The organism is Thermodesulfobacteriota bacterium (assembly GCA_040756475.1).
In the GTDB taxonomy this organism is placed as follows: domain Bacteria; phylum Desulfobacterota; class Deferrisomatia; order Deferrisomatales; family JACRMM01; genus JBFLZB01.
This window is the reverse complement of sequence record JBFLZB010000008.1, coordinates 32,352-57,344: the sequence shown is the minus strand read 5'-3', so window position 1 is coordinate 57,344 and position 24,993 is coordinate 32,352. Positions and strand designations below refer to the sequence as shown.

The 24,993-nt window shown below is 70.2% G+C and carries 21 protein-coding genes; 12 read left to right on the top strand and 9 right to left on the bottom strand.

The features are described from left to right. Nucleotides 1–166: 166 nt before the first annotated feature. From AB1578_02450 to AB1578_02410, 9 genes are all read right to left on the bottom strand, one after another. On the bottom strand, nucleotides 167–1,531 hold the full coding sequence (locus AB1578_02450) for a TrpB-like pyridoxal phosphate-dependent enzyme (GenBank protein ID MEW6486758.1): 1,365 nt from the start codon (nucleotides 1,529–1,531) through the stop codon (nucleotides 167–169). Between the two features lie 78 nt (nucleotides 1,532–1,609). After that, nucleotides 1,610–2,782, bottom strand: coding sequence for a VWA domain-containing protein (locus AB1578_02445; GenBank protein MEW6486757.1), 1,173 nt, complete (start codon nucleotides 2,780–2,782; stop codon nucleotides 1,610–1,612). Nucleotides 2,783–2,867: 85 nt separating this feature from the next. Beyond that, on the bottom strand, nucleotides 2,868–3,185 hold the full coding sequence (locus AB1578_02440; GenBank protein ID MEW6486756.1) for an XdhC family protein: 318 nt from the start codon (nucleotides 3,183–3,185) through the stop codon (nucleotides 2,868–2,870). Then, nucleotides 3,182–3,973, bottom strand: coding sequence for an XdhC/CoxI family protein (locus tag AB1578_02435; protein ID MEW6486755.1), 792 nt, complete (start codon nucleotides 3,971–3,973; stop codon nucleotides 3,182–3,184). The genes AB1578_02440 and AB1578_02435 overlap by 4 nt, the downstream gene beginning before the upstream one ends. Continuing rightward, a complete protein-coding gene (locus tag AB1578_02430; GenBank protein ID MEW6486754.1) occupies nucleotides 3,967–4,884 on the bottom strand; it encodes a MoxR family ATPase in 918 nt (305 codons plus the stop codon). The genes AB1578_02435 and AB1578_02430 overlap by 7 nt, the downstream gene beginning before the upstream one ends. 130 nt (nucleotides 4,885–5,014) lie before the next feature. Further along, entirely contained in the window at nucleotides 5,015–5,455 is a 441-nt protein-coding gene (locus tag AB1578_02425; protein MEW6486753.1) for a VOC family protein, read from the bottom strand. Nucleotides 5,456–5,545: 90 nt separating this feature from the next. Further along, nucleotides 5,546–7,828 (bottom strand): xanthine dehydrogenase family protein molybdopterin-binding subunit, encoded by a 2,283-nt coding sequence (locus AB1578_02420; protein MEW6486752.1) that lies wholly within the window; start codon nucleotides 7,826–7,828, stop codon nucleotides 5,546–5,548. Continuing rightward, nucleotides 7,825–8,334: a (2Fe-2S)-binding protein gene (locus AB1578_02415; protein MEW6486751.1), complete on the bottom strand. Its 510-nt coding sequence runs from the start codon at nucleotides 8,332–8,334 to the stop codon at nucleotides 7,825–7,827. The genes AB1578_02420 and AB1578_02415 overlap by 4 nt, the downstream gene beginning before the upstream one ends. Next, nucleotides 8,331–9,338, bottom strand: coding sequence for an FAD binding domain-containing protein (locus AB1578_02410; GenBank protein ID MEW6486750.1), 1,008 nt, complete (start codon nucleotides 9,336–9,338; stop codon nucleotides 8,331–8,333). Before AB1578_02410 ends, AB1578_02415 begins: the two co-directional genes overlap by 4 nt. Nucleotides 9,339–9,771: 433 nt before the next feature. Between AB1578_02410 and AB1578_02405 the strand changes: the two genes are divergently transcribed. From AB1578_02405 to AB1578_02350, 12 genes are all read left to right on the top strand, one after another. Beyond that, nucleotides 9,772–10,965, top strand: a complete 1,194-nt coding sequence (locus tag AB1578_02405; GenBank protein MEW6486749.1) for a CoA transferase — start codon at nucleotides 9,772–9,774, stop codon at nucleotides 10,963–10,965. A 118-nt stretch (nucleotides 10,966–11,083) separates the two neighbouring features. Beyond that, nucleotides 11,084–12,232 (top strand): acyl-CoA dehydrogenase family protein, encoded by a 1,149-nt coding sequence (locus AB1578_02400; protein ID MEW6486748.1) that lies wholly within the window; start codon nucleotides 11,084–11,086, stop codon nucleotides 12,230–12,232. A gap of 91 nt (nucleotides 12,233–12,323) precedes the next feature. Further along, entirely contained in the window at nucleotides 12,324–13,088 is a 765-nt protein-coding gene (locus AB1578_02395; GenBank protein MEW6486747.1) for an electron transfer flavoprotein subunit beta/FixA family protein, read from the top strand. Between the two features lie 97 nt (nucleotides 13,089–13,185). Further along, nucleotides 13,186–14,154 carry an electron transfer flavoprotein subunit alpha/FixB family protein gene (locus AB1578_02390; GenBank protein MEW6486746.1) on the top strand — a complete coding sequence of 323 codons (969 nt, stop codon included), beginning with the start codon at nucleotides 13,186–13,188 and terminating at the stop codon, nucleotides 14,152–14,154. 75 nt (nucleotides 14,155–14,229) lie between these two features. Beyond that, nucleotides 14,230–15,516: an FAD-dependent oxidoreductase gene (locus AB1578_02385; GenBank protein MEW6486745.1), complete on the top strand. Its 1,287-nt coding sequence runs from the start codon at nucleotides 14,230–14,232 to the stop codon at nucleotides 15,514–15,516. 178 nt (nucleotides 15,517–15,694) lie between these two features. Then, on the top strand, nucleotides 15,695–15,973 hold the full coding sequence (locus AB1578_02380) for a 4Fe-4S dicluster domain-containing protein (protein ID MEW6486744.1): 279 nt from the start codon (nucleotides 15,695–15,697) through the stop codon (nucleotides 15,971–15,973). Between the two features lie 129 nt (nucleotides 15,974–16,102). Beyond that, the gene (locus tag AB1578_02375; GenBank protein ID MEW6486743.1) at nucleotides 16,103–16,507 is read left to right on the top strand and encodes a cobalamin B12-binding domain-containing protein; all 405 of its coding nucleotides are present in this window, start codon (nucleotides 16,103–16,105) and stop codon (nucleotides 16,505–16,507) included. An 86-nt stretch (nucleotides 16,508–16,593) separates the two neighbouring features. Beyond that, the gene (locus tag AB1578_02370; protein MEW6486742.1) at nucleotides 16,594–18,222 is read left to right on the top strand and encodes a methylmalonyl-CoA mutase family protein; all 1,629 of its coding nucleotides are present in this window, start codon (nucleotides 16,594–16,596) and stop codon (nucleotides 18,220–18,222) included. A 101-nt stretch (nucleotides 18,223–18,323) separates the two neighbouring features. Next, entirely contained in the window at nucleotides 18,324–20,429 is a 2,106-nt protein-coding gene (locus AB1578_02365; protein ID MEW6486741.1) for a hydantoinase/oxoprolinase family protein, read from the top strand. Nucleotides 20,430–20,467: 38 nt separating this feature from the next. Next, nucleotides 20,468–22,207 (top strand): hydantoinase B/oxoprolinase family protein, encoded by a 1,740-nt coding sequence (locus AB1578_02360; protein ID MEW6486740.1) that lies wholly within the window; start codon nucleotides 20,468–20,470, stop codon nucleotides 22,205–22,207. A 100-nt stretch (nucleotides 22,208–22,307) separates the two neighbouring features. Then, nucleotides 22,308–23,597 (top strand): phenylacetate--CoA ligase, encoded by a 1,290-nt coding sequence (locus tag AB1578_02355; protein ID MEW6486739.1) that lies wholly within the window; start codon nucleotides 22,308–22,310, stop codon nucleotides 23,595–23,597. 5 nt (nucleotides 23,598–23,602) lie between these two features. Then, nucleotides 23,603–24,898, top strand: a complete 1,296-nt coding sequence (locus AB1578_02350; GenBank protein ID MEW6486738.1) for a phenylacetate--CoA ligase — start codon at nucleotides 23,603–23,605, stop codon at nucleotides 24,896–24,898. Nucleotides 24,899–24,993: the final 95 nt, after the last annotated feature.

Sequence of the window (24,993 nt, the reverse complement as noted above, 5' to 3'; positions counted from 1 at the left end):
CCGCCCCACCCTCACCCCAGCCCTCTCCCTGAGGGAGAGGGGGCCATTGGGGATGCACTGCTACCCCAAGGCGGCGCCTTCCCTCGACGGGAGAAGGCAGCGATTCCAGCCCGCCGGGTTGCCGGACGGGGGGCGGCCCGGTTGCCGGGCCGTCCCCCGGAGTTGCTCAGGCGGCCGAGGGCCGGCCCTTGATGGCGTTCCAGGCCTTGTCGAGCTCGGCCTGGGGAAGCTCGTACTCTTCGAGCTTCTTGGCGAAGTAGTCGTCGTAGGCCGCCATGTCAAAGTGGCCGTGGCCCGAGAGCAGGAAGAGGATGTTCTTTTGCTTGCCCTCCTCCTTGGCCTTCATCGCCTCGACGATGGCGCCGCGGATGGCGTGGTTCGACTCGGGCGCGGGCACGATGCCCTCGCAGCGGGCAAAGAGCACGCCGGCGTCGAAGCACTCCACTTGGTGGAAGGCCACGGCGCGCATGAGCCTGTCCTTGAGGATCTGGCTCACCAGGGGCGCCATGCCGTGGTAGCGAAGGCCGCCCGCGTGGATGCCCGCGGGCATGAAGGTGTGCCCCAGGGTGTGCATGGGCAGGAGCGGGGTCATGCCCACGCTGTCGCCGAAGTCGTAGTGGAAATGCCCCTTGGTGAGGGTCGGGCAGGCGCTGGGCTCACAGCCCACGATGTCGATGTTCTTGCCGGCGATCTTGTCCCGGAGGAAGGGGAACGCAAGGCCGGCGAAGTTGGAGCCGCCGCCGCAGCACCCGAGGATGACGTCGGGATAGGCCCCGGCCATCTCCATCTGCTTCTGTGCCTCCTGGCCCACCACGGTCTGGTGCAGGAGCACGTGGTTCAACACCGAGCCCAGGGCGTACTTGGTGTCCTCGCGGCTCGCCGCGTCCTCCACGGCCTCGGAGATGGCGATGCCCAGGGAACCCGTGGAGTCTGGGGTCTCGGCCAGGATCTTGCGGCCGGCCGCGGTCTCGTTGGAGGGGCTGGGGGTGACCTTGCCGCCCCAGGTCTCCATCAGCATCCGCCGGTAGGGCTTTTGCTGGTACGAGATCTTCACCATGTAGACCTTGGCCTCGATGCCGAAGAAGTTGCAGGCCAGGGAAAGCGCACTGCCCCACTGGCCGGCCCCGGTCTCGGTGGCGATGCGCTTCACGCCCTCCTGTTTGTTGTAGTACGCCTGGGGAATGCTGGTGTTGGGCTTGTGGCTCCCGGCCGGGCTCGTGCCCTCGTATTTGTAGAAGATCTTGGCGGGGGTCCCCAGGGCCTTCTCGAGACGGCGGGCCCGGAAGAGGGGCGTGGGGCGCCAGAGGCTGAGGATGTCCAGGACCTCGTCCGGGATGTCGACCCAGCGCTGGCCGCTCACCTCCTGCTCGATCAGGCTCATGGGGAAGAGCGGCGCCAGGGCTTCGGGCCCGATCGGCTGCCCGGTGCCCGGGTGGAGCGGAGGCTTCATGGGGTTGGGCATGTCGGCCGCGATGTTGTACCACTGCCGGGGGATGTCCTTCTCGGTGAGCAGGTACTTGGTCTGATCCATGTTTCGGCTCCTCTGGGTGGGTGGGCGGAAACGATCGATGGGGGCTCCGTGGGCGGCACCTCCTGGGCTCTTCGAGGGTCAGCGCAGACGCACGAGCTGCCGCGCGAACCGTGCCAGCGCCTCGACGCTGTGGGCAGGGTGGAAACCGTCCAGGTACGGCCGCGCCGCGGCCATGCCCCGGCACAGGGGCCGGTAATCGGGGTCTCCCACGAGGGGGTTGAGCCAGTATACACGCCCCGTGGCGGCCTTGAGCCGGATCATCTCTCGGCGCAGGAGGTCCGGGTCGCCCCGGTCCCAGCCGTCGCTGAGGATGACCACCACGGTGTCCTTGAGGTGGGGCCGGCGGCGTAGCTCCCGGTGGAACTCGGCCAGGCATTCTCCGATCCGCGTCCCCCCGGACCACCCCCGCGTCTCCTCGCTCAGGCGTGCCAGGGCGCGGCTGGCGTCCTTGTCCCGAACGAAGTCGGTGAGACGGAAGAGCCGCGTGGAGAAGGCGTAGACCTCCACCCCGGGCTCCTGCCGGGCGAGCGCGTGGGCCACCAGGAGGAAGAACCGGCTGTAGGCGTCCATGGAGCCGGAGACATCCCCCAGGAAGGCGACTCGGCGCTTGCGGACCTTGCGCTCCCGGCGGACCAGGGTGAGGAGCTCTCCGCCGGTGCGGGCGGAGCGCCGGAAGGTGGAACGAAGCGCCAGGCCCCGGCCGCGGCCCCGGGGCGTCGGCCGGGTGCGGCGCCCCGGGCGGGTGGCGAGCTTGGCCAGGAGGGACTGGAGGATCTCCCGCAGGCGGGGCTCCTCCCGGGGGGCCAGGGTGCGCAGGTCCTTGCGCAGGAGGACTTCGTCGGCGCTGGCGCCTCCCGAGCCGTCAGTCCGGCGCGGTGCGCTGGCGTCGAAGTCCGGGGGCGCATCCGGCGGGGCGGGCGGCGCCGGGACGCGGACGGGGAGAGAGCCCAGGCGCTCATTGGGGGGCTGGGGCAGGCGGCGGAGCCCCTCGTCCCAGAAGAGGCGGTAGAGGCGGTCGAAGGCTTCGTAGCGGCTTTGGTCGGAGACGAGGTTGGCGCGAAGGGCCCAATACACCTGCCGGCGGTCGCCCAGGTCCAGGGCGGCCACCGAGCGGCAGGCGTCGGCCACCGCCCGGGGGTGGGTGGGCAGCCCGGCGTCCTTGAGGAGCCGGGAGAAGGCCACGATGCTCCCCGCCATGCCCAGGGGGCCGTCGGGGATTTCGGAGCCGGCTGCGGGGCGAGGTTCCGGCATCGGCGCTCAGTCGTCGGTTGTCGTCATCTCGCTCCTCCCGAGGCTCCCGATGAAAAGACGGTACCTTCTCCGATTTCCCGCGGAGTCAGTAAGGCTCCACGAAGATGCGCATCGTCCCGCCGCAGACGTCGCCGCCGCGGGTGCCCAGGTCGTCGGTGAGGTCCACTTCCACCAACTCCGGGGCGCGGGTGGCGAGCAGGCAGCGCAGCGCCGCGGTCTTGACGTTTCGCTCCCCGCAGCCGCCCCCAACGGAGCCGTAGGTCGTTCCGTCGGCGCACACGAGCATCTTGGCGCCCACCTCCCGGGGGGTGGAGCCGGCAGCGTCGACGATCGTGGCCAGGCACACGGCCACCTTTGCAGCCCGCAGCTCGGCGAGCTTTGCCAGGAACTCCCGGTCGGTCACCGCTCCCCCCCTTCTTGCGATGCCTCCCGCAGGGCCCGGGCCCGCCCCGGCCCCTTGCGCCGCACGCACACGAGCTCGGCGGCGATCGAAAGGGCGATCTCCTCCGGCGACTCGGCGCCGATCGGCACACCGATGGGGGTGAAGACCTCTTCGAGCCGGGAGGCCGGCACGCCTTCCCTGCCCAGCATCTCCAGGACGAAGCGCACCCGGCGGCGGCTCCCGATCATGCCCGCGTAGGCCGTGGGCTTGCGGAGCACCTCGGCCAGGCACTCTGCGTCGTGCTCGTGGCCCCGGGTGATGACCACCACATAGGTGGATCCGCCCAGGGGCATGCGCTGAAGCGCCTCGGCGAAGTCCGCGGCCAGCACCGTGCAGCCGGGGAACCGGTCGGGCCGGGCGAAGTCGGGCCGGTCGTCGAGCACCGTCACCGAAAACCCCAGACTGCGGGCGAAGGTGGCGAGCGGCACCGCGATGTGGCCGGCCCCGCAGACGACGAGCTCGGCCTCGGCCGCGAGCACGTCGAGGAAGACCCGCAGGCCCCCGCCGAGCTCGGCTGTGCCCTTGCGCCGGCGGGCGATCGCCTCCACCGCCGCCTCCCGCAGCTCCCGGTCCCGACCGGCGTCGCCGAGGGTGCCCTCCAGGGTGCCGTCCCGGCGGACGATGGCCTTGCGGCCCGGAGGCAGGGCAGGGTCGGGGGAGGCGAGCACCGTGACCAGGCAGAAGGCGTCGCGGCTCGCCAGGAGCTCCCGCGCCCGGTCGAGGAGGTCGGGGGGGGCGGGGGTCAGCACACCTTCTCCTTCACCTCGCGCAGGTAGGCCTCGCGCCGCGCCTCGTCGGCCCAGACCTCGCCCCGGAAGACCTGGATGTCCTGCTGGTTCTTGAAGATGCACCCCAGGGTGTCCTCCACGGCCCCCGCGTCCAGGCTGTGGCGGTTGAGCGCCAAGAGCGCCGCCGCCCAGTCCAGGGTCTCGGCCACCCCGGGCTTCTTCAGGTATTCCTCGGTGCGGATGTGCTCCATGAACCGGCACACCTGGGCCGCGAGCTCGGCTTCGACCCGGGGCAGACGGCTCCGCACGATGGCGTACTCCTTCTCGAAATCCGGGTAGTCGATCCAGTGGTACAGACAGCGGCGCTTGAGGGCGTCGTGCACGTCGCGGGTGCGGTTGGAGGTCACGAGGACGAGGGGCTTGACCGCCGCCCGCACGGTGCCGAGCTCCGGGATGGTGATCTGGTAGTCGGCCAGGAGCTCCAGGAGGAACGCCTCGAACTCCTCGTCGGCCCGGTCGAGCTCGTCGATGAGGAGCACGGCGGGGCGGGGCCCGGGGTGCTGGATGGCCTGGAGGAGCGGTCGCTTGATGAGAAACTCCTCCCGGAAGATCGTCGCGGCGAGCCGCTCCCGGTCGCCGCAGGCCTCCTGGAGCTTGATCTCCAGGATCTGGCGGGGGTAGTTCCACTCGTAGAGGGCCATGGAGGCGTCGAGCCCCTCGTAGCACTGGAGGCGGATCAATGCCGTGTCCAGGGCCCGGGCGAGCACCACCGCGAGCTCGGTCTTCCCCACCCCGGGCGCCCCCTCCAGAAAGAGGGGCTTCTCCAGCACCTGGCTCAGGTAGAGCACCGTGGCCAGCGACGGCTCGGCGACGTAGTGCTCCCGCCCCAGGGCCTCGATGATGGCGTCGACGGAGGAGAACGTCGGCTCCATGGCGTGCAGCCTCAGGTCTCGGCGCAGAAGCGGGCTCGGCCGGGAACCGCACTGCGGGGGCGCCGAGGCACGGGTCGTTCGCGAGCAAGCCCGCTCCTGCGGAGACCCCAGGAAATCGGCACCAGATGCGTCACGCGTCATCCCCCCCGTCGTCATAGCTCCGGTCGAAGTCCCCGTCCAGGATCTCGGTGAGCACGCCGTGCATCTGGGGGGGCGGGGCGATGAAGGCGTAGCGGTTGCCCATGAGCTCCCGGGGCGCCCGGTCGATGGTGCGGTAGTGCTTCTCCTTGAGCTCGGCGAGGCCCGCCGCCACGTCGTCCACCCGGTAGGAGATGAGGAAGAACCCCTCCCCGCGCTTTTCCAGGAAGCGGCCCACCTCGCTGTCGGGCTTCGTGGGCTCCATGAGCTCGAGGGCCACGTTCTCCAGGTAGTACCGGGCCACCCGGATGCTCTCGGAGGGCGCCGTGTAGAACCCGTCGGGCTCCATCCCCAGGGTGTCCCGGTAGCGCGCGACCGCGGCGTCCAGGTCGCGCACGACGAAGCAGATATGGTCGATGGCCTTGGCCTTCATGCGCAACCCCGCTTCTTGGACAGGATGACAGGATGGACAGGATAGAACTCGTTTTCGGTTGGTCTTGTCCTCTCCATCCTGCTCATCCTGTCATCCTGTCGACGTTCGTCTCTCCTCGATCGCTGCCAGGATGCGGTCCGGGGTGTAGGGGAACTCCCGGACGAAGGTCCCGATGGCGTCGGCGATGGCGTTGGTGTAAGCCTGGGCGGTGCACATGGAGATGGAGAGCCCGCCCTCCTTGGCGCCGAAGGGCCCCACCGGGTCTTCGGACTCGATGATCGTGTTGTGGATCGGCGGCATGTCCGGGGCCAGGGGCACCTTGTAGTCCAGGAAGCCGGTGTTCAGGTTCGCCCCCCGGTGCCACCGGCACGCCTCGAGCAGGATACCCCCGTGGCCGCCCATGGCCACCCCGGCCTCCATCTGCCCCTCCACTTCGGCGGGGTTGATGGCCCGGCCGCAGTCGTGGGCCACCCATACGTCCAGGACGTCCACCAGCCCGGTCTCCGGGTCCACCGCCACCTCCACCACCGCGCTCCCGTAGCTGAACGCCGCGGCGAGCTGGCCCTGGGGGTTGGTGATCCATTCCCGGGTCTGGTCCACGTTGGGCCCGAAGCTCCCCTGGCCGAGCACTGCCTTGCCCTGGAGGAGCCCGGTGCGGATGGCCTTGGCCACGGGCATGGCCCGGGAGGGGGAGCCCACGACGAAGATCTTCCCGTCTTCGATGTCAAGGTCCGCGGCGCTCGCCTCCATGGCCTCGGCGGCGATCTCCAGGAGCTGGCGGCGGGCGTCCTCGCAGGCCAGGCGCACGGCGTTGCCGCTCACCAGGGTGGTGGCCTGGGAGTAGGCCCCCTGGTCGATGGGGGTCACCTCGGTGTCGGAGGCGGTGAGCTGGATCTGGTCCACCGGGATGCCCAGGGCCTCGGCCGCGATCTGGAGCACCACCCCCTCGTTGCCCTGGCCGTTGTCCACCACTCCCGAAATCAGGGTCGCCCCCCCGTCCTCGTCGAACTTGATCATGGCCGCGGAGCCTCCCCGGATGCCCATGGGGAAGCCGCTCATCACACTCACGCACCCCACGCCGATGCCGTGCCAGGGGGGGAGCTTGCCCCACTTGTCCCGGAAGCGGCTCGCCTCGGCCACGGCGTCGATGGTCTCGCCGCTCGCCATCACCGGGATGTAGCTCCGGGTGGGGGTGTACTCCCCCCCGTGGAGGGCGTTCTTCCGGCGGATCTCGATGGGGTCCAGGCCCAGGGCCCGGGCCGCCAGGTCGAGCTGCATGTCCACGTTGCACGCCCAGGCCCGGCCGTGGGTGCGGATCATCCCCCGGATGGGCTTGTTGGTATAGACCCGGTAGCCGTTGTAGCGGACGTTGGGCACCCGGTAGGTCTGCTCGAAGCACAGGAAGGGCACGCTGGTGGCGATGGGGCCGGTGGAGGAGTAGGCGCCCCCGTCCATGTAGGCGGTGACGTCGGCGGCCTGGAGGGTGCCGTCCTTGCCGAACCCGAAGGTGCTCTCCACCACCATGGAGTGGCCCTGGCGGATGGCGATGGAGTTCTCCTCCCGGGTGTAGACGAGCTTCACCGGCCGCCGGGTCTTGCGGGAGAGGAGCGCCGCGATGTACTCCCCGGGGAACATGTCGCTGCGGCCCCCGAAGGCGCCCCCCACGGCCACGTGGCGCACGTGCACCTTGGAGACCGGGAGCTCCAGCGCGTTGGCGAGCCCCTTGGCCTTGGTGTGGGGGCTCGCGTTGGGCATCCACACCTCGACCGTGCCCTGGCGGTCGCAGTGGGCGACCACCGCGTAGGGCTCGGTCATGAAGTAGCTCTCCTCTTCGCTCTCGGTGCGCTCGGTGTGCACGTAGTCGCAGGCGGCCAGGGCCGCCTCCACGTCGCCCACGTGGATGGGCACGTGGATGTTGACGTTGCGCTCCGCGTGCTCGTGCACCCGGGGCGCGCCGGGTGCCATGGCCGAGAGGGGATCGAAGACCGCGGGCAGGACCTCGTACTCGACCTCGATCCGGGCCACCGCCTCCCGGGCCAGCTCCTCGGTCTCGGCCGCCACCGCCGCGATCTCCTCGCCGATGTAGCGCACCACGTCCCGGGCCAGGAACTCCTGGTCCCGGGTGTAGCGAAAGACCCCCCACTTGACCCCCGAGGCGTCGGCGGCGGTGACGACGGCCTTGACCCCGGGGAGCGCCAGCGCCGGCGTCGCGTCGAGCTTGAGGATGCGGGCGTGGGGGTGGGGACTTCGCAGCACCGCGGCGTGGAGCATGTAGGGCAGGCTCACGTCCGCCGTGTAGCGGGCCTCGCCGGTGGCCTTGAGCCGGGCGTCCCGGCGGGGGAGGCTCTTGCCGATGGTGCGGCCCGGCTTCACGGCTTCACCTCCTGGAGGCGCTCGGCCGCGGCCAGCACCGAGTCCACGATCTTGGCGTAGCCGGTGCAGCGGCACACCTGCCCCGAGAGGGCGTGGCGGACCTGGGCCTCGGTGGGCCGGGGGGTCTCGTCCAGGAGCGCCACCGCGGTGAGAATCATGCCCGGGCTGCAGAAGCCGCACTGGATGCCGTGGCGCTCCACGAAGGCCTCCTGGACCGGGTGGAGCTCCTCCTGCGCCCGGCCCGGCCAGGTCTCGGCCAGACCCTCGATGGTGAGGACCTCCCGGCCCTCGGCCTCGCAGGCCAGCGTCAGACACGAGCGCGCGGGCTTCCCGTCCAGCAGCACGGTGCAGGTGCCGCAGGCGCCCACGCCGCACCCCTCCTTGGCGCCGGTGAGCCCCAGGTCCTCCCGGAGCACCTCGAGCAGCGTGCGCTCGGGCGCTACCAGGAGCTCGTGGGCCGTGCCGTTCACCTGGAGCTGGATGGGGAGCTTCCTCGGGCGGCTCACGGGGCGCCTCCCTCGGGTCCGACCGCGGCCCAGGCGCGACGGGCGGCCCGGGCCACCAGGGTCCCGACCACCTTCCTGCGGTAGGGGGGGGTCAGATCGGCGTTCTTGACCGGCCTGGCGGCCTTGCGGGCCGCCTCGGCGGCGGTACCCAGGGCCGGTTCTTCAAGCCTGGAGCCGATGAGGGCCGCCTCGGCCTCTGGAACTCGCAGGGGACCCGAACCCACGGCCCCCAGGACCACGCTGGCGGCGCTGCACCGGCCCTCGCCGTCCCGCTGCACGCAGACGGCCGCGGCGGCGGCCGGGAAGTCGAGGCCCTTGCGGGGCCGGAGCTTTTCGTAGGCCGCCCCCGCTGCCGGTGCCGGCTTGGGCAGGGTGACCCGGGTGAGGAGCTCGCCCTTGCCCAGGCGCAGGGGCACCCGGCCGTCTCCGGAGTAGAGCTCCTCCAGAGGCATCGTTCTCGATCCGGCGGCGCCCACGACCTCGACCGCCGCGCCCAGGGCGATCAAGAGCGGCGGCAGGTCGGCCTGGTGGCAGGCGTGGCACCGGGGGCTGCCGGGCACGGCGTGGCAGACCTCGCCCCCGGCCTTGTGGCAGGGGGGCCGGCCGCTCCGCCAGAAGGCGGACTGGTTGTAAAAGCAGCACCGGGTGTCCAGGCAGAGGTTGCCGCCCAGGCTGGCCCGGCTCTGGATCGGGGGGGCCGCGACCAGGGCGGCGGCCCGGGAGAGCTCCTGCAAGGAGGGCGCGCCCGCCGGCGCCCAGCGGATCAGCTCCGCGAGGGTCGTGGTCGCGCCCAGGGACCAGCCGCCGCCGCGCTCCTCGATCCCGCCGAGGGGCAGTCGAGTCAGGGAAACCAGGGCCGCGCCTCCTCCGAGCCCGTTCTTGTACGCCACCAGGAGGTCGGTGCCCCCGGCCAGTACCCGAGTCGCGCCGGGTCCGGACAAGGCCTCCAGGGCCTCACGCAGATCCTGGGGGCGGATCACCGGGGTCGGGGGAAGGCGGAGCATTTCCTCTCCTGTGGAAAGCGAGCTCTCCCGGGTCACTGCGGTTGGAACCTGCCCCACCGGCGCGGCGGGCGAACCCCCGCTGCCGGGGAACCGCCCTGGGGCACCCGGACCGGGGCGCCCCGTAGGAGCAGCCTGAGCCAGGAACGGCACGGTAGCGCCCCGGCAGCGCCAGACAAACAACATATTGCATAATAGAACAATGTGCCCGCCGCCGCCGGCAGGCCGTGGGGAACGGTAGCAGACGAGGAATGGCATGTCAACGCGACAAACGAAGCGGCGTTGGCGGAGATAAGCGCCGGAACGGAAGGCTGTCGAATGATCGGTTGACAGATTTTCGGGGCGACGCTAGACTCCGTCGAGGGATCGGTCAAAACGGTTTTCTATATTGCGTAGAACACAGCATTGCATTTCTCAAACAGCGGGAGCGCAGCCCATGGACGCCCTCCGAAACCTCACCGTCCTGAGCCTGGAGCAGGCGACCGTCCTGCCCTACCTCACCTATCGCCTGGCGCAGGACGGCGTGCGGGTGATCCGGCTCGAGCACCCCCAGCTCGGAGACCCCAACCGCAAGGTGGGGGAGCCCTTCGCGCCCGGAGAGGACGCGATGGGGAGCTACTTCCTCTCCATCAACGCCGGCAAGGAGGCGGTGACCCTCAACCTGAAGCACCCCAGAGGCCAGGAACTTTTGAAGAAGTTGATCGTGGAGCTCGAGGCCGATGTCTTCGCCACCAACCAGCTGCCCAAGAACTACGGGCCTTTGGGCATCGCCTACGAGACCCTGGCCGCGGTGAAGCCTGACCTCATCTGGCTCGGGCTCACCGGCTTCGGCCCCGACTCCAACGAGGCGGCCTACGACCCGGTGCTCCAGGCCCGGGGAGGGCTCATGGACCTCACCGGCGAGGCGGGGGGCAGCCCCCAGGTGGTGGGCATTCCGCTGCCGGACATGGGCACGAGCGAGCACGCCTACGGGCTGCTGATGCGGGCCCTCTACCAGCGCGCCGTGACCGGCGAGGGCAGCCGAATCGACCTGGCGATGATCGACTCCACGGTCTCCTGGCTCACCCAACCCATCGCCATGGCCAAGAGCTTCGGCAAGGTGATGACCCGCCGGGGCGCCACCCACGAGTTCTTCGCGCCGGTGAGCGTCTATCCCACGAAGGACGGGTACGTGTACGTGGCCCTGGGCAACGACGTGCAGTGGCAGCGGCTCCTGGCTCTGCCGGGCTTCGAGGGGTTGAACGACCCGGCCTACGCCACCAACGCGGGCCGGATCGAAGACGTGGGACGACTCAACGGGAAGATGGCGGCCGCCACCCGGCAGTTCGCCACCGACGCGCTCCTGGAGACCTTCCGCAAGGCCCTGATCCCCATCTCCAAGGTGCAGGACGTGCTCGAGGTGTGCGAGGACCCGGCGGTCAAGCCCCGGCTCCTGGAGACCGTGGACCCCAAGACCGGCTTCCGGGTCACCCTGGCGCCCCCTCCCTACATGACCCCCTATCTCAAGGCGCAGGGCCAGTCCCTCTCCTTCCCCCCCCGCTTCGGCGAGCACAACGGGGCGGTGTACGGGGGCGAACTGGGACTGGGCTCCGAAGAGCTGGAGGGGTTGAAGGCGGAGGGGGTGATTTGAGGGGCTGGGGGTTGGGGGTTGCACGTTGCGCGTTGGAGAGAACGACCACCACCACCACGCGCAACCTCCAACGCGCAACTCGCAACCGACAACGCGCAACAAGCGATGAGCAGAGACCATGGATTTTCGCCTGACCGACGAGCAGGAGTTCTTCCGCAGCGCCGTGGCCGACACGGTGGACCGCCTCATCCTGCCCCGGGTGGAGGAGATCGACCAGGCGGACGCCATCCCGGCGGACCTGTGGCGGGAATTCACGGGGCTGGGGTACCTGGGGCTGCGCTACCCGGAGGAGCTGGGGGGCATGAATGCCGACCCGGTGACCTGCATGCTTTTCTACGAGGAGCTCTCCCGGGGCTCGGTGGGGTTCGCCCAGGCGGTGATCATGAACATGCTCATGGGCACCCACTTCCTCTACCGGTTCGGAAGCCCGGGGATTCGCGAGCGGTGCCTGCTGCCGGCGCTGCGGGGCGAGAAGATCGCCACCATGTGCTTCACCGAGGACCAGTCGGGCTCGGACCTGGCGGCCACCCGGACCGCGGCGAAGAAGGTGGACGGGGGCTGGGTGCTCACCGGCACCAAGAACTGGATCACCAACGGCCCCACCGCCGACTTCGCCACGGTGCTCGCCACCAGCGACCCGGCCAAGGGCATGAAGGGCCTGAGTTTCTTCCTGGTGGAGAAGGGAACGCCCGGCTTCCAGTCCGGCCAGCTCCTGCACAAGCTCGGCGCCCGGGGGCCGGCCTGCGGCGAGCTCGTGCTCGAAGACGTCTTCGTCCCGGACGAGAACCTGCTCGGCGAGGAGCCGGGCAAGGGGGTGGTGTACCTCGGCGAGATCCTCAACGAGGTGCGCTGCATGACCGGCGCCATGGCCCTCGGGATGGCCCGCACCGCCTTCGCCGATGGCCTTGAGTACGCCCGCAAGCGCCAGGCCTTCGGCAAGCCCATCGGCGAGTACCAGCTGATCCGGGCCAAGCTGGCGGACCTGGCCACCGAGATGGAGGCGGCACGCCTCATGGTGTACTGGGTGGCCTGGATGATCGGCGAGGGGATGAACCCGCGAAAGGAAGCCGCCATGGCCAAGATGTTCGCCACCGAGACCTGCCTCAAGGTGGTGGACGAGGTGACCCGGATCTACGGCGCCAACGGCTTCGCCTCCGAGTACGGCCCCCAGCGCTACTTCCGGGACGCCCGGTTCCTGCTCTACGGAGGCGGCACCCACGAGATCATCAAGGACTTCGTGGGCCGGGAAATCGTGCGGGAACGGTAAGGCGTGAAACGTTAGACGTGAGACGTGAAGCGTGAAGAGCGGGTCCCCGTCTCACGTTTCACGTCTCACGCTTCACGACCCAAGGGGTGCCATGAAGATCGCAGTGCTCGTGAAGGAAGTTCCCGACCTGGAGGCCCTGGTGAAGGTGGCCGAGGGGGGAAAATCGGTGGAGGTGGAGAAGAAGCGCTGCCTCAACTTCTTCGACGAGATCGCGGTGGAGGCGGCCCTGCGGGTCAAACAGGCGGCCGGAGGCTCGGTGTACGCCGTCTCGGCCGGTGCGGGCACGGGGCTCGACGCGGCGCGGCGGGCCCTGGCCATGGGGGCGGACGCCGCGTTCCTGGTGGACGACCCGGCCCTGGCCGGGGCCGACCCCCTCACCGTGGCCCGGGCCCTGGCGGGGGTGTGCCGGCGGGAGGGCTTCGACCTGGTGCTGGCGGGCCGGCAGGCCACCGACGGCGAGGCCGGGCTGGTGGGGCCCATGGTGTCCGAGCTCCTGGGGGTGCCCTGCGCCACCGGCGTGACGGAGCTTGCGGTGCAGTCGGGCGCCGCCCGGGTGACCCGGGAGACCGACCGGGGGGCGGAGGTCCTGCGGGTACCCCTCCCCGCGCTCCTCACCGCCGAGAAGGGCCTGTGCGAGCCCCGGGTTCCCCAGGTGATGGGGCTCATGAAGGCCATGAAGGCCCAGGTGCCGAAGGCGACCCTGGCCGAGCTCGGGGTCGAGGCGGCGCCGGCTCTGGCGGTCCAGTCCTACCGCGGCCCGGCCAAGCGGGCGCCGGTGAAGATGGTGGAGGGCGAGCCCGCCGTTGCCGCGGCGCAGTTGGTGAAGCTCCTCAGGGAAGAGGCGAAGGTGCTGTGACGGCAATCCACATCGAAATCGAAATCGGGAGCGAAATCGACCCCGGTCCCGACTGCCGATTTCGATAGCGATTTCGATCACGAATCACGAGGTTCCCATGTCCATCTGGGTGATCTGCGAAGGGCAGGAAGGCGGGTACCGGGCGTCCACGCTGGAGCTCCTCTCCCAGGCGCGCCGCCTGGTCGGTGGAGCCGGGGGGCAGGTGGTGGCGGTGGCCGTGGGCGACGAGGCGGCCGCTGCCCAGGCGCTTCGCGGTGCCGCCCACCGGGTGGTGGCGGTCCAGGGGCCAAACCTCTCGCCCTATGCTGCCGACCCCTGGGTGGGCGCCGTGGCCGGCGTCCTCTCCGCCGGTGCCCCGCGGCTCGTCCTCTTCGCCGAGGGCACCCGGACCCGGGAGCTCCTGCCGCGCCTGGCCGTCCGGCTGGGGGCCTCGGCCCTGACCAACGCCCTCGGGCTGGAGGCGGACGGTGAGGCGTTCCTCCTCACCCGGCCGGCCTTCGGCGGCAAGGCCTACGCCACGGTGCGCTCCGGCGACCGCCTGTGCCTCGCGGCCTTCCGCCCGAACAGCTTCGACGCCGGGGCCGAGCCCGTGGCAGAGACCCAGTTCGAGACGCACCAGGCCTCGCCGGACCCGAGCCGTGTGGAGGTGCTGGAGAAGAGGCCCCGGGCCTCGGCCCGGGTGCCCCTCACCGAGGCCCAGCGGGTGGTGGCCGGCGGGCGGGGTCTGCGGGCGCCGGAGAACCTGAAGATCCTCGAAGAGCTGGCGGACGTCCTAGGGGGCGCGGTGGGGGTGAGCCGGGCCATCGTGGACGCGGGGTGGGCCGACCACGCCATCCAGGTGGGCAAGTCGGGCAAGACCATCTCCCCGGCCCTCTACGTGGTGGCCGGCGTCTCCGGCGCCGTCCACCACACCATGGGCATGGACACGGCCAAGGTGGTGGTCGCCGTCAACGCCGACCCCAAGGCCCCGATCTTCCAGTATGCCGACTACGGCATCGTGGGAGATGCGCTGCAGGTGCTGCCGGCGCTCACGGCGGAACTAAGGGCCGTGAAGCGTGAAGCGTAGAAGAGGAACCCCGCCCATGGACGTCGTCTCACGTCTCACGTCTCACGTCTCACGACGCCCCAAGAGGCCCGCGCCGTGAAGCTGGACGCCGTCGTCGTGGGCGCGGGTCTGGCGGGGCTGGCCGCGGCCGAGACCCTGGCGGACGCGGGGCTCCAGGTGGTGGTCCTGGAGCGGGGCGACGCGCCGGGGGCGAAGAACGTCACCGGCGGCCGGCTCTATGTGGAGAGCGTGCGCGATCTCTTCCCCGAGTGGTGGGCCGAGGCCCCCCTGGAGCGTCCGGTGACCCACGAGGCCTGGACCCTCCTGGACGAGGGCCGAAGCCTTCGGCTCGACTTCCAGGACGAGGGCCTGGGCGGAGAACTGCCCCAGAGCCACACGGTGCTCCGGGCCAGGTTCGACGCCTGGCTCGGCGATCGGGTGGGCCAGAAGGGGGCCTTCGTCATCCCCCAGAAGCCCGTGGCCCAGCTCCTCTGGGAAGGCGAGGCCGTGGCCGGGGTCAAGGTGGACGGGGAGGAGATCCCGGCCCACGCGGTGATCGCCTGCGACGGGCTCCTCTCCTTTGTGGGCCAGGCAGCCGGGCTCCGGGGCCGGCCCGCGCCGAAGACCGTGGCCGTGGGGGTGAAGGAGGTCCTGGGGCTGCCGTCGGGCACCATCGAGGACCGCTTCCAGCTCGACCCCGGCGAGGGGGCAGCCGAGCTCTTCGTGGGCTCGGTGACCCGGGGGCTCCTGGGCGGCGGGTTCTGCTACACCAATCAGGAGTCCCTCTCCCTGGGGCTGGTGGTCGGGGTCGGCGACCTGATGGAGAAGGGCGGGCAGGAGAAGGTGCCGGAGCTCTTCGAGGCCTTCAAGGCCCACCCCCGGGTCCGGAGCCTCACGCGGGGGTCCGAGCTCCTGGAGTACTCGGCGCACCTGATCCCCGAGGGGGGGCTCGGTGCGGTGCCGTCCCTCGTGCGCGACGGCCTGTGTCTCGCCGGCGACGCCGCCGGCCTGGCCCTGAACATGGGCTACACCGTGCGCGGCATGGAGTTCGCCCTGGCCAGCGGGAGGTTCGCGGCCGAAGCGGTGATCGAGGCCCGCCAGAAAGAGGACTGCTCGGCCGCGGGGCTTGCCGGCTACCCCCGGCGCCTCAAGGAGAGCTTCGTCTGGCAGTACCTGGAGGCGTACCGGGAGATGCCCCGGCTCCTGGAGAACCCGGCCCTCTTCGACCGCTACCCTCGGGAGGTCTGCCGGCTGCTCGGAGGTCTCGTGCGGCTGGAACAGGGGCGACCGGGCAAGCTCTCGACCAGGGTCTGGGAGTTCCTGCGCCGCAACGTGCTCAACTGGACGGACCTCAGGGCCCTGGCGGGCTGGCGGAAGATCTGAGTTGCCCATGACCTTCGATCACCCCGAGGGATGAAACGGTAGGGCGGGCGGTTCCCGCGTAGCGGGGTTCGCCCGCCGGTTTGGCGGGGCAAGCCCCGCCCTACGCCTCTGGCGGGGTGGCGGAGAATCTGAGAGGCGTCCGACGGGTCTGACCGGTCCGACGGGGAGGAGCGAAGGCGTGGACGCAACCGAAAAGCTCACGAAGAACGCCATCAAGCCCGACGGCGAGAGCCACATCGCCATCGACGCGGAGGTGTGCCGCACCCGGTGCACCGAGCGCTACTGCGAGCGGGTCTGCCCGGCGACGCTCTACGAGTGGAACGCCGAGGCGGACCGGATGGTGGTGGAGTACGCCGGGTGTCTGGAGTGCGGCACCTGCCTGGTGGCCTGCCGGGAGGACGCCCTCTCCTGGCGGTATCCCCGGGGCGGGTGGGGGGTGCAGTACCGGTATGGGTAGGGCGATGATCTGGTCCGAACCCGATAGCGATACCGATAGCGATAGCGAGGGCGAGCTCGGTATCGGTATCGGGATCGACAGCGGTATCGGTATCGACGTGAGACCGGCCAACGCAGACGGAGGCCCAAGTTGATCAGAAGAATCAAGGTTCTCGTGGCCAAGCCGGGGCTGGACGGGCACGACCGGGGGGCGAAGGTCGTGGCCCACGCCCTCAAGGAGGCCGGCATGGAGGTGGTCTACACCGGGCTCCACCAGAGCGTGGAGGCGGTGGTGCAGGCCGCCGTGCAGGAGGACGCGGACGTGATCGGCCTCTCCATCCTGACCGGCGGCCACCTCGCCATCTGCCGCAAGCTCAGGAAGCTCCTTGCGGAGAAGGGGGCGGCGGACAAGCTCGTGTGCGTGGGCGGGGTGATCCCGAGCCGCGACTTCGAGGCCCTGCGGGCCCTGGGGGTGAAGGGCATCTTCCCCGGCGGCACGCCGCTCCGGGAGACCATCGAGTTCATTCGGGAGAACGTGGGGCGCACCGGAGCGTAGGACCCATAGGACCCATAGGACCCATAGGACCCATAGGTCCCATGGGTCCCATGAGTCCCATCACGACCCCCCACCCAGGAGCACCCATGGACGTCGCCCGCTACACCCGAGACAAGAACGACAGGATCCTCGACGTGGAGCTCTCGTCGGGGATCCACGTGAAGCCGAGCTACGGCCCGGCAGACCTGGAGGCCGTGGGCTTCGACTATGCGAGGGACCTGGGGGAGCCCGGGGAGTACCCCTTCACTCGCAACCTCTTCGCCGAGGGGTACCGGTCGCGGGAGTGGACCACCCGGCAGTACACCGGCTTCGGCACGCCCCGGGAGACCAACGAGCGCTTCAAGCTGATGATCGACCACGGCCAGACCGGGCTGAACGTGGCCTTCGACCTGCCCACCCAGATGGGCCTCGACTCGGACCACCCCATGGCCGAGGGCGAGGTGGGCCGGGTGGGCATGGCCGTGGACAGCCTGCGGGACTTCGAGGTCGCCTTCGACGGCATCGACCTGCACAAGGTGGGCGCCGGGCTCACCATCAACGCCGTGGCCTCGATCATGCTCGCCATGTACCAGGCGGTGGGGGAGAAGCTCGGCTTCGACCGGACGAAGATCTCGGCCACGCCCCAGAACGACATCCTGAAAGAGGTCATCGGCCGGGGCGCGTGGATCTACGCCCTGGACCCGGCGGTGAAGCTGATCGGCGACACCATCGAGTACGCCATCGAGGCCATGCCCCGCACCAACCCCGTGAGCATCTGCGGCTACCACATCCGTGAGTCGGGGGCCACGCCGGCCCAGGAGATGGCCTACGCCTTCGGCATCGCCAACGCCTACATCGACGAGGTGGTGCGCCGGGGCTACCACCCGGACCAGTTCGTGGGCCGCTTCAGCTTCAACCTGAACATCTTCGGCAATCTCTGGGAGCAGGTGGCCAAGTTCCGGGCCGGCCGCAAGGTGTGGGCCCAGAACCTGAAGGAGAAGTACGGGGTGAAGGACCCCCGGAACCTCTGGCTCCGGGGCCTGTTTGCCGGGGGCGGGTCGGGGCTGACCAAGGCCGAGCCCGAGAACAACATCATCCGGGGGGCCTACTACGCCCTGGCCGCGGCCCTCTCGGGGGCCCAGACCACGGCCCTGTGCTCCTTCGACGAGGCCTACACCATCCCCACGCCGCGCTCCGCGCTGCTCTCGCTGCGCACCTGCCAGATCCTGATGGAGGAGGTGGGGATGCGGGACACCGTCGACCCCTTGGCCGGCTCCTACTTCGTCGAGACCCTCACCAAGCAGATGGAGGAGAAGATCCGGGAGGAAATGGAGGACATCGAGGCCCGGGGCGGGATGCTCGCCTGCGTCAAGGACGGGTACGTGCAGCGCAAGGTCTCCCGCCAGGCCTTCGAGTTCGAGGCCGCCCTGGAGCGGGGCGAGCTGGTGAAGGTGGGGGTGAACAAGTACGCCACCGAAGGCCAGCACGAGGTGGACCTCCACGAGTACAACGAGGCCTGGGCCGAGGAGAAGCTCGCCGACCTGCGGGATCTCAGGCGCACCCGGGACGCAGCGGCCGCGGCCGCCGCGCTCAAGGGCCTGGAGCAGGCCGCCCGGGAGGGGAAGAACGTCATGGCCCCCCTCGTGGAGTGCTGCCGCGCCTACGCCACCGTGGGCGAGATGGCGGACGTGTTCCGCCAGGTGTACGGGGAGTTCCAGGAGCCAAAGATTTTCTAAAGGCTGCTCGTGGCCCGTTGCTCGTTGCCCGTTGGAGAAAGGGCGACGGCGAGGGGTCTTATTGACCACGGGCAACGAACAACGAGCAACGAGCAAACGCCATGTACAAGATCGGCATCGACGTGGGCGGGACCTTTACCGACTTCCTCCTCGCCGAGGAGGACGGGACGAGCCACATCTACAAGGTGCTCTCCACCCCCTCGGACCCTTCCATCGCCACGATCCAGGGCATCGAGGAGATGGCCCGGGACCGGGGGCTCACCACCGAGGAGTTTCTGGAGGAGGTGAGTACCATCGTCCACGGAACGACGGTCACCACCAACGCCACCCTGACCCACCGGGGGGCGAAGACCGGGCTCCTCACCACCCGGGGTGTCCGGGACGCCCTGGAGATGCGCCGGGGCATCCGGGAGGAGCAGTACAACAACCGCTACGAGAACGTGCGGCCCGTGGTGGAGCGCTACCTGCGGCTTCCGGTGGACGAGCGCCTGGACTACCGCGGGGCGGTCCTCACGCCCCTGGACGAGGGCTCGGTCCGGTCCGGCATCGAGGCCTTCCGGCGGGAGGGCGTCGAGGCGGTGGCCATCTGCTTCATGAACTCCTTCGCCAATCCGGCCCACGAGGCCCGGGCCGCCGAACTCGTGCGGCAGGCCCTGCCCGGCGCCTTCCTCTCGGTCTCCACCGAGGTCGCCCCGGCCATCCGCTTCTACGACCGGGTCTCCACCGCCTGTCTCAACGCCTACGTGGGGCCGGTGCTCGAGCGTTACCTGCGCAGCCTCGTGCGCCGGCTCGAGGGACTTCGGTACCAGGGGGTGCTCCTCATCATGGCCTCCAACGGCGGCGTCATCTCCCCCGAGGCGGCCATCGCCAAGCCGGCAATGACGCTGCTGTCCGGCCCGGCCGGGGGGCCCGTGGCCGGGCTCGCCTTCTCCGCGGGTCAGGGCCACCAGGACTGCATCACCTGCGACATGGGGGGCACGAGCTTCGACGTGGCCCTGGTCAAGGACGGCAAGCCCCTCACCACCACCGAGGGCGACATCGACCGACTTCGGATCAGCCTGCCCATGCTCAACGTGGTGACCATCGGCGCCGGGGGCGGCTCCATCGGCTGGATCGACGAGGGAGGGCTCCTGCGCATGGGCCCCCAGAGCGCCGGCGCCGACCCGGGCCCGGCCTGCTACGGCCGGGGCGGCGCGCTCCCCACCTGCTCCGACGCGGACCTCCTTCTCGGGTACCTGGACGCCGACTTCTTCGCCGGCGGGCGCTTGAAGCTCGACGCCAAGGCCGCCGAGGCGGCCATCCAGGAGCACATCGCCCGGCCCCTGGGGTACGACGTGGCCCAGGCCGCGGCGGGCATGTACGAGGTGATCAACGTCTCCATGGCCGCCGCGGTGCGGGAGATCGCGGTCAAGAACGGCTACGACCCCCGGGACTTCCCTCTGGTCACGGCGGGGGGCGCCGGCCCCAATCACGCCTGCATGATCGCGCTGGAGCTCGGCATCCCGGTGGTGCTGATCCCCCGGGAGTCGTCGATCTTCTGCGCCGCCGGGATGCTCCGCTCGGACTTGAAGCACGACTTCGTGCGCACCTACCCGGGGCGGCTCGACCGGATGGACCGGGAGCAGTTTCAGTCCCTCTTCCGGGAGATGCGCGAGGAGGGCGTGCGGCTGCTGCGCAGCGAGGGGATCGGCGAGGACCGGGTCTCCTGCCACCTCACCGTGGACCTGCGCTACGTGCGCCAGTACCACGAGGTGGGGGTCGAGCTCACCTGGGAGGAGGCGGAGATCTGCGACCCGGCGGCCATCGCCGCCAAGTTCCATCCCCAGCACGACGCCCTCTACGGCTACTCCCTGGCGGACAAGGGAACCCCGGTGGAGCTCATCAACCTGCGGCTCTCGGCCGTGGGGCGCACCGAGAAGCCGAGCCTGGTGCCCGAGCCCCGGGCCGACGCCGACCCCTCGGCGGCCTTCAAGGGTGTGCGCCGGGCGTACCTGCCCCGGGAGAGGCGCTTCACCGACGTGGACATCTTCGACGGGATGAAGCTCCAGCACGGCAATCGCCTGGAGGGCCCGGCCATCATCGAGCAGGTGAACACCACCACCTTCGTCACCCCCGAGTTCCACGTGGCCGTGGACCGGTACGGCACCTACACCCTGTACCTGCGCGAGAAGGAGCAGGAAGTGCTGGGCAGGGTGCTGAAGAGCTGAGTCCGACGGGTCCGACCTCCTTGCAGAGAGAGCAAACCATGCCCGAGATCCCCATCGACAAGGTCCTGGTCTCCATCCTCCAGCGGCGCCTGAAGAGCATCACCGAGGAGATGAGCATCGCCATGACCCGGACCACCCGGTCCCCGATCCTGTGCGAGGCCAAGGACTTCGTCACCGGGCTCTACGACGCCCGGGGCAACATGCTGGAGCAGACCGAGAACCTGCCGATCCTGGCCTTCAGCCTGGCGCCGGTGTGCAAGTACATCCTCGAGTACTTCGGCGACGACCTGCACCCGGGCGACGTCATCTTCCACAACGACGTCTTCAGCATGGGCAACCAGAACAACGACGTGGCGGTGTACAAGCCCATCTTCCACGAGGGGGCGCTGGTGGCCTGGGCCGCGTGCAAGGGCCACCAGGCCGACATCGGCGGCGCGGTGCAGGGGGGCTACAACCCCCAGGCCACCGAGGTGTGGCAGGAGGCGCTGCGCATCCCGCCGGTCAAGGTCTACGAGAAGGGCAAGCTGCGAAAGGACGTGTGGGACCTGATCTTCGCCAACATCCGCCTCGACATCGTCGAGGAGGACATGCGCGCCGAGATCGGCTCGTGCGTGGTGGGGGAGCGGGGGATCCTCAAGATCCTGGAGCGCTACGGCCGCGACGTGTTCGAGGCCCACGTGGCCCACCTCTTCGACGCTACCGAGAAGATGATGCGCCAGGAGATCCGCTCGATCCCCGACGGCGTGTACCGGGGCGAGGCGGTGGCCTACTACGACGGCAAGAACCCGGGCTCCTCCTACACCATCCGGGTAACCATCACCGTCGCGGACGGGGACATCCACTTCGACTACACGGGCACCGACGCCCAGACCACCGGCTTCGTCAACGGCACCTATACCTCCAGCGCCTCGGCCACGATCCTGACCTTCCTCCAGATGGTGAACCCCAACATGCCCCACAACGAGGGCATGGTGAAGCCGATCCGGATCACCATCCCCGAGGGCACGATCCTGAACGCCGCCTACCCCGCGGCCACCACCTACGGCAACCACCTCTGCCCCAACAACGCCGACGCCATCATGCGGGCCCTGGCTCCCGTGATCCCGGACCGGGTGACCGCCGAGTGGGGGGAGCTTCTGTGCAGCCTCACCACCGGGAAGGACCCCCGCAAGGGCGGGGAGCCCTTCGTGGACATCGGCTTCATGGGCCTCAAGGGCGGCTCGGGGGCCATCCAGGGATGCGACGGCTACGACCACATCGGGATGATCGACGCCTCCGGCGGCGTGCTCGACCAGGACTACGAGATCTTCGAGCAGCAGACGCCCCATCTCCTCCTCCAGCACGAGTACTGGACCGACTCGGCCGGCGCCGGCCAGTGGCGGGGCGGGCTCGGGGTGGAGACCCGGTTCCGCATCGGCGGCCAGGGGGTGAAGCTCGTCACCTTTGGCGACGGCGACGTGGAGCCGGCTCGGGGCGCCCTGGGGGGCAAGGACGGCACCCTGAACGCAATCCGGCTCACCTACCCCGACGGCCGCGACTACCTGTGCACCACCAAGGACCTGGTGCCGGACGTGCCGGCGGGGACCCTCTACTTCCAGCAGGCTGGGGGCGGCGGAGGGTGGGGCGACCCGAAGAAGCGCCCGCCCGAGAAGGTGCTCCGGGACGTGCGAAACGGCGTGGTCTCCGCCGAGCAGGCCCGGCAGGCCTACGGCGTGGCCGTGGACACCGCCACCTGGACCGTGGACGCGGCGGAGACGGCGCGGCGGCGGGGGACGTGACCGGCCCGGCCGCCGGAAGGTGCAGGAGCGGGCTTGCCCGCGAAGGGAACTGTCGGGACGGTTCGCGGCCAAGGCCGCTCCCACGCATCAAGAGGGCTTCATGTCACCATCCTTCATGCCCACCTTTCGCACCGAGGCGGAGCTCGCCAGCCACCAACTCCGGGGGCTCCAGTGGAGCGTGGCCCATGCCTACCGGGGGAGCGAGTTCTACCGGGCGCGCCTGGACGCCGCGGGGGTCCGCCCGGAGGACATCCGCACCCTGGAAGACGTGCGCCGCCTGCCCTTCACCACGGCCGACGACCTCCGGGCCGGGTATCCTTTCCCGCTCCGCAGCGTGCCCTTCGAGCGGCTCGTGCGCATCCACTCCTCCTCGGGCACCACGGGCAAGCGCAAGGTGCTGTGCTACACCCGGAAGGACGTGGAGGACTGGACCCGGTTCTTCGCCCGCTGCTACGAGATGGCGGGGGTGGGCCCCGGAGACCGGGTGCAGATCGCGGTGGGCTACGGCCTGTGGACGGCCGGGGTGAGCTTCCAGGCCGGGTGCGAGGCCGTGGGGGCCATGGCCATCCCGGTGGGCCCCGGCAACCTGGACATGCAGTGCCAGTTCCTCGTGGACCTCGAGCCCACGGTGATCTGCTGCACGGCGAGTATGGCGCTGCTCTTGGCCGAGGAGGTGGAGCGGCGGGGCCTGCGGGGCAAGGTCCGGGTCCGGACCGTGATCCAGGGCTCGGAGCGGTGCAGCGACGCCATGCGCCGGCGCATCCTCGAGCTCCTCGGCGCCGAGCACCTCTACGACATCACCGGGATGACCGAGCTGTACGGGCCGGGGGCGGGGCTCGACTGCGCCCACCACCAGGGCATTCACTACTGGGCGGACTACTACCTCCTGGAACTCCTGGACCCCGAGAGTCTCCAGCCGGTGTCCGATGGGGAGATCGGCGAGATGGTGGTGACGACGCTGGCGAAGGAGGGCTCGCCGCTCCTGCGCTACCGCACCCGGGACCTCACCCGCAGCCTCCCCGGCCGCTGCTCCTGCGGGTCGGTCCTGCCCCGCCACGACCGCCTGCTCGGCCGCAGCGACGACATGATCATCTTCCGGGCCGTGAACATCTACCCCGGGCAGCTCGACGAGCTCCTCTCCCGGGTGCCGGGGATCTCCAGCGAGTACAACATCCGGCTGGAGCGTCGAGGAGGCAAGGACTTCATGACCGTGAGCGTGGAGCGCGACCCGACGGGCACGCCCGAGGCCGATGCGGCCCTGGCGGCCGAGATCGAGCGGCGCATCCAGAGCCAGATCCTGGTTTCCGCCGAGGTGAAGGTGGTGGGGTACGGGGAGCTGCCCCGGAGCGAGAGGAAGTCCAAGCGGATCTACGACGAGCGGCAGGCTTGAGAGGAATGCCGGGCGCCGCCCCCCTCCGGGCCTCCCCCGGGTACGACCCCGCGGTCTCCCTAGCCGACGGCCAGCTCGAAGGGCTGCGGTGGACCGTGCGCCACGCGTACGCGGGGAGCGACTTCTACCGCAGGAAGCTCGAGGGCGCCCGGGTGCGGCCCGAGGACATCCGCTCCCTGGACGACCTCCAGCGCCTGCCCTTCACCACGGCCCACGACCTGGATGCGGGCTATCCCCTGCCGCTTCGCTGCGTGCCCCGGGAGGACCTGGTGCGGGTGCACTCCTCCTCGGGCACCACGGGCAAGCGAAAGATCCTGTGCTATACCTCCCGGGACCTGGAAGAGTGGACCCGCCACTTTGCCCGGTGCCTGGAGATGGCGGGGGTGGGGCGGGGGGACACGGCCCAGATCGCCGTAGGCTACGGCCTGTGGACCGCGGGGTCGGGCTTCCAGGCCGCGTGCGAGGCCGTGGGCGCGCTGGCAATCCCCGTGGGCCCGGGCAACGTGGACATGCAGTGCCGGCTCCTGGTGGATTTGGAAACCACCGTGTTGTGCTGTACCCCGAGCATGGCGCTCCTGCTCGCCGAGGAGGTCGACCGCCGCAACCTGAGGAAGCGGCTCCGGGTGCGCACGGTGATCCAGGGCGGCGAGCGATGCGGCGAGCTTACCCGCCGACGCATCCAGGCCCTCCTGGGAGCCGAGCACGTCCACGACCTGACCGGGTTTACCGAGCTCTCCGGCCCCGGGGCGGGAATCGAGTGCCGCGAGCACCGGGGCATCCACTACTGGTCCGACTGGTACCTGCTGGAGGTTCTCCACCCCGAGACGCTGCGGCCGGTGCCCGAGGGAGAGCTGGGCGAGATGGTGGTGACGACGCTGGCCAAGGAAGCCTCGCCGCTCATCCGCTATCGCACCCGGGACCTGACCCGGCTCCTGCCCGGGCCTTGCCCCTGCGGGTCGGCCTACCCCCGGCACGACCGGGTGCTGGGCCGGGACGACGACCTCTTCGTCTATCGGGCCGTGAGCATCTACCCGAGCCAGATCGAGGAGATCATCTCCGAAAGCCCCGGGGTCTCGAGCGAGTACCAGATCGTGCTGGAGCGGCGCTACGGCAAGGACCTCATGAACGTTCGGGTGGAGCGCGACCCTGCGGGCAGCCCCCTCAAGGACGAGGCGGTCGAGGCCGAGATCGAGCGCCGGATCAAGAACCAGGTCATGGTCTCGGCCGAAGTGGAGGTGGTGGACTACGCCACCCTTCCGCGAAGCGCCGGGCGCGCCCAGCGGGTGTTCGACCGGAGGTGACCCATCTCTCCCTCTCCCCCGCGGGGGGAGGGGCGGGGTGAGGGGGCGTTCTCCGAACGCCGCCCCCACTCCTCACCCTAGCCCTCTCCCCGCAG

Coding starts and splice junctions, on each gene's coding strand:
- AB1578_02450 (MEW6486758.1), bottom strand. CDS start 1,531: ATGGATCAGACCAAGTACCTGCTCACCGAGAAGGACATCCCCCGGCAG.
- AB1578_02445 (MEW6486757.1), bottom strand. CDS start 2,782: ATGCCGGAACCTCGCCCCGCAGCCGGCTCCGAAATCCCCGACGGCCCC.
- AB1578_02430 (MEW6486754.1), bottom strand. CDS start 4,884: ATGGAGCCGACGTTCTCCTCCGTCGACGCCATCATCGAGGCCCTGGGG.
- AB1578_02425 (MEW6486753.1), bottom strand. CDS start 5,455: ATGAAGGCCAAGGCCATCGACCATATCTGCTTCGTCGTGCGCGACCTG.
- AB1578_02410 (MEW6486750.1), bottom strand. CDS start 9,338: ATGCTCCGCCTTCCCCCGACCCCGGTGATCCGCCCCCAGGATCTGCGT.
- AB1578_02405 (MEW6486749.1), top strand. CDS start 9,772: ATGGACGCCCTCCGAAACCTCACCGTCCTGAGCCTGGAGCAGGCGACC.
- AB1578_02400 (MEW6486748.1), top strand. CDS start 11,084: ATGGATTTTCGCCTGACCGACGAGCAGGAGTTCTTCCGCAGCGCCGTG.
- AB1578_02395 (MEW6486747.1), top strand. CDS start 12,324: ATGAAGATCGCAGTGCTCGTGAAGGAAGTTCCCGACCTGGAGGCCCTG.
- AB1578_02390 (MEW6486746.1), top strand. CDS start 13,186: ATGTCCATCTGGGTGATCTGCGAAGGGCAGGAAGGCGGGTACCGGGCG.
- AB1578_02370 (MEW6486742.1), top strand. CDS start 16,594: ATGGACGTCGCCCGCTACACCCGAGACAAGAACGACAGGATCCTCGAC.
- AB1578_02365 (MEW6486741.1), top strand. CDS start 18,324: ATGTACAAGATCGGCATCGACGTGGGCGGGACCTTTACCGACTTCCTC.
- AB1578_02360 (MEW6486740.1), top strand. CDS start 20,468: ATGCCCGAGATCCCCATCGACAAGGTCCTGGTCTCCATCCTCCAGCGG.
- AB1578_02355 (MEW6486739.1), top strand. CDS start 22,308: ATGTCACCATCCTTCATGCCCACCTTTCGCACCGAGGCGGAGCTCGCC.
- AB1578_02350 (MEW6486738.1), top strand. CDS start 23,603: ATGCCGGGCGCCGCCCCCCTCCGGGCCTCCCCCGGGTACGACCCCGCG.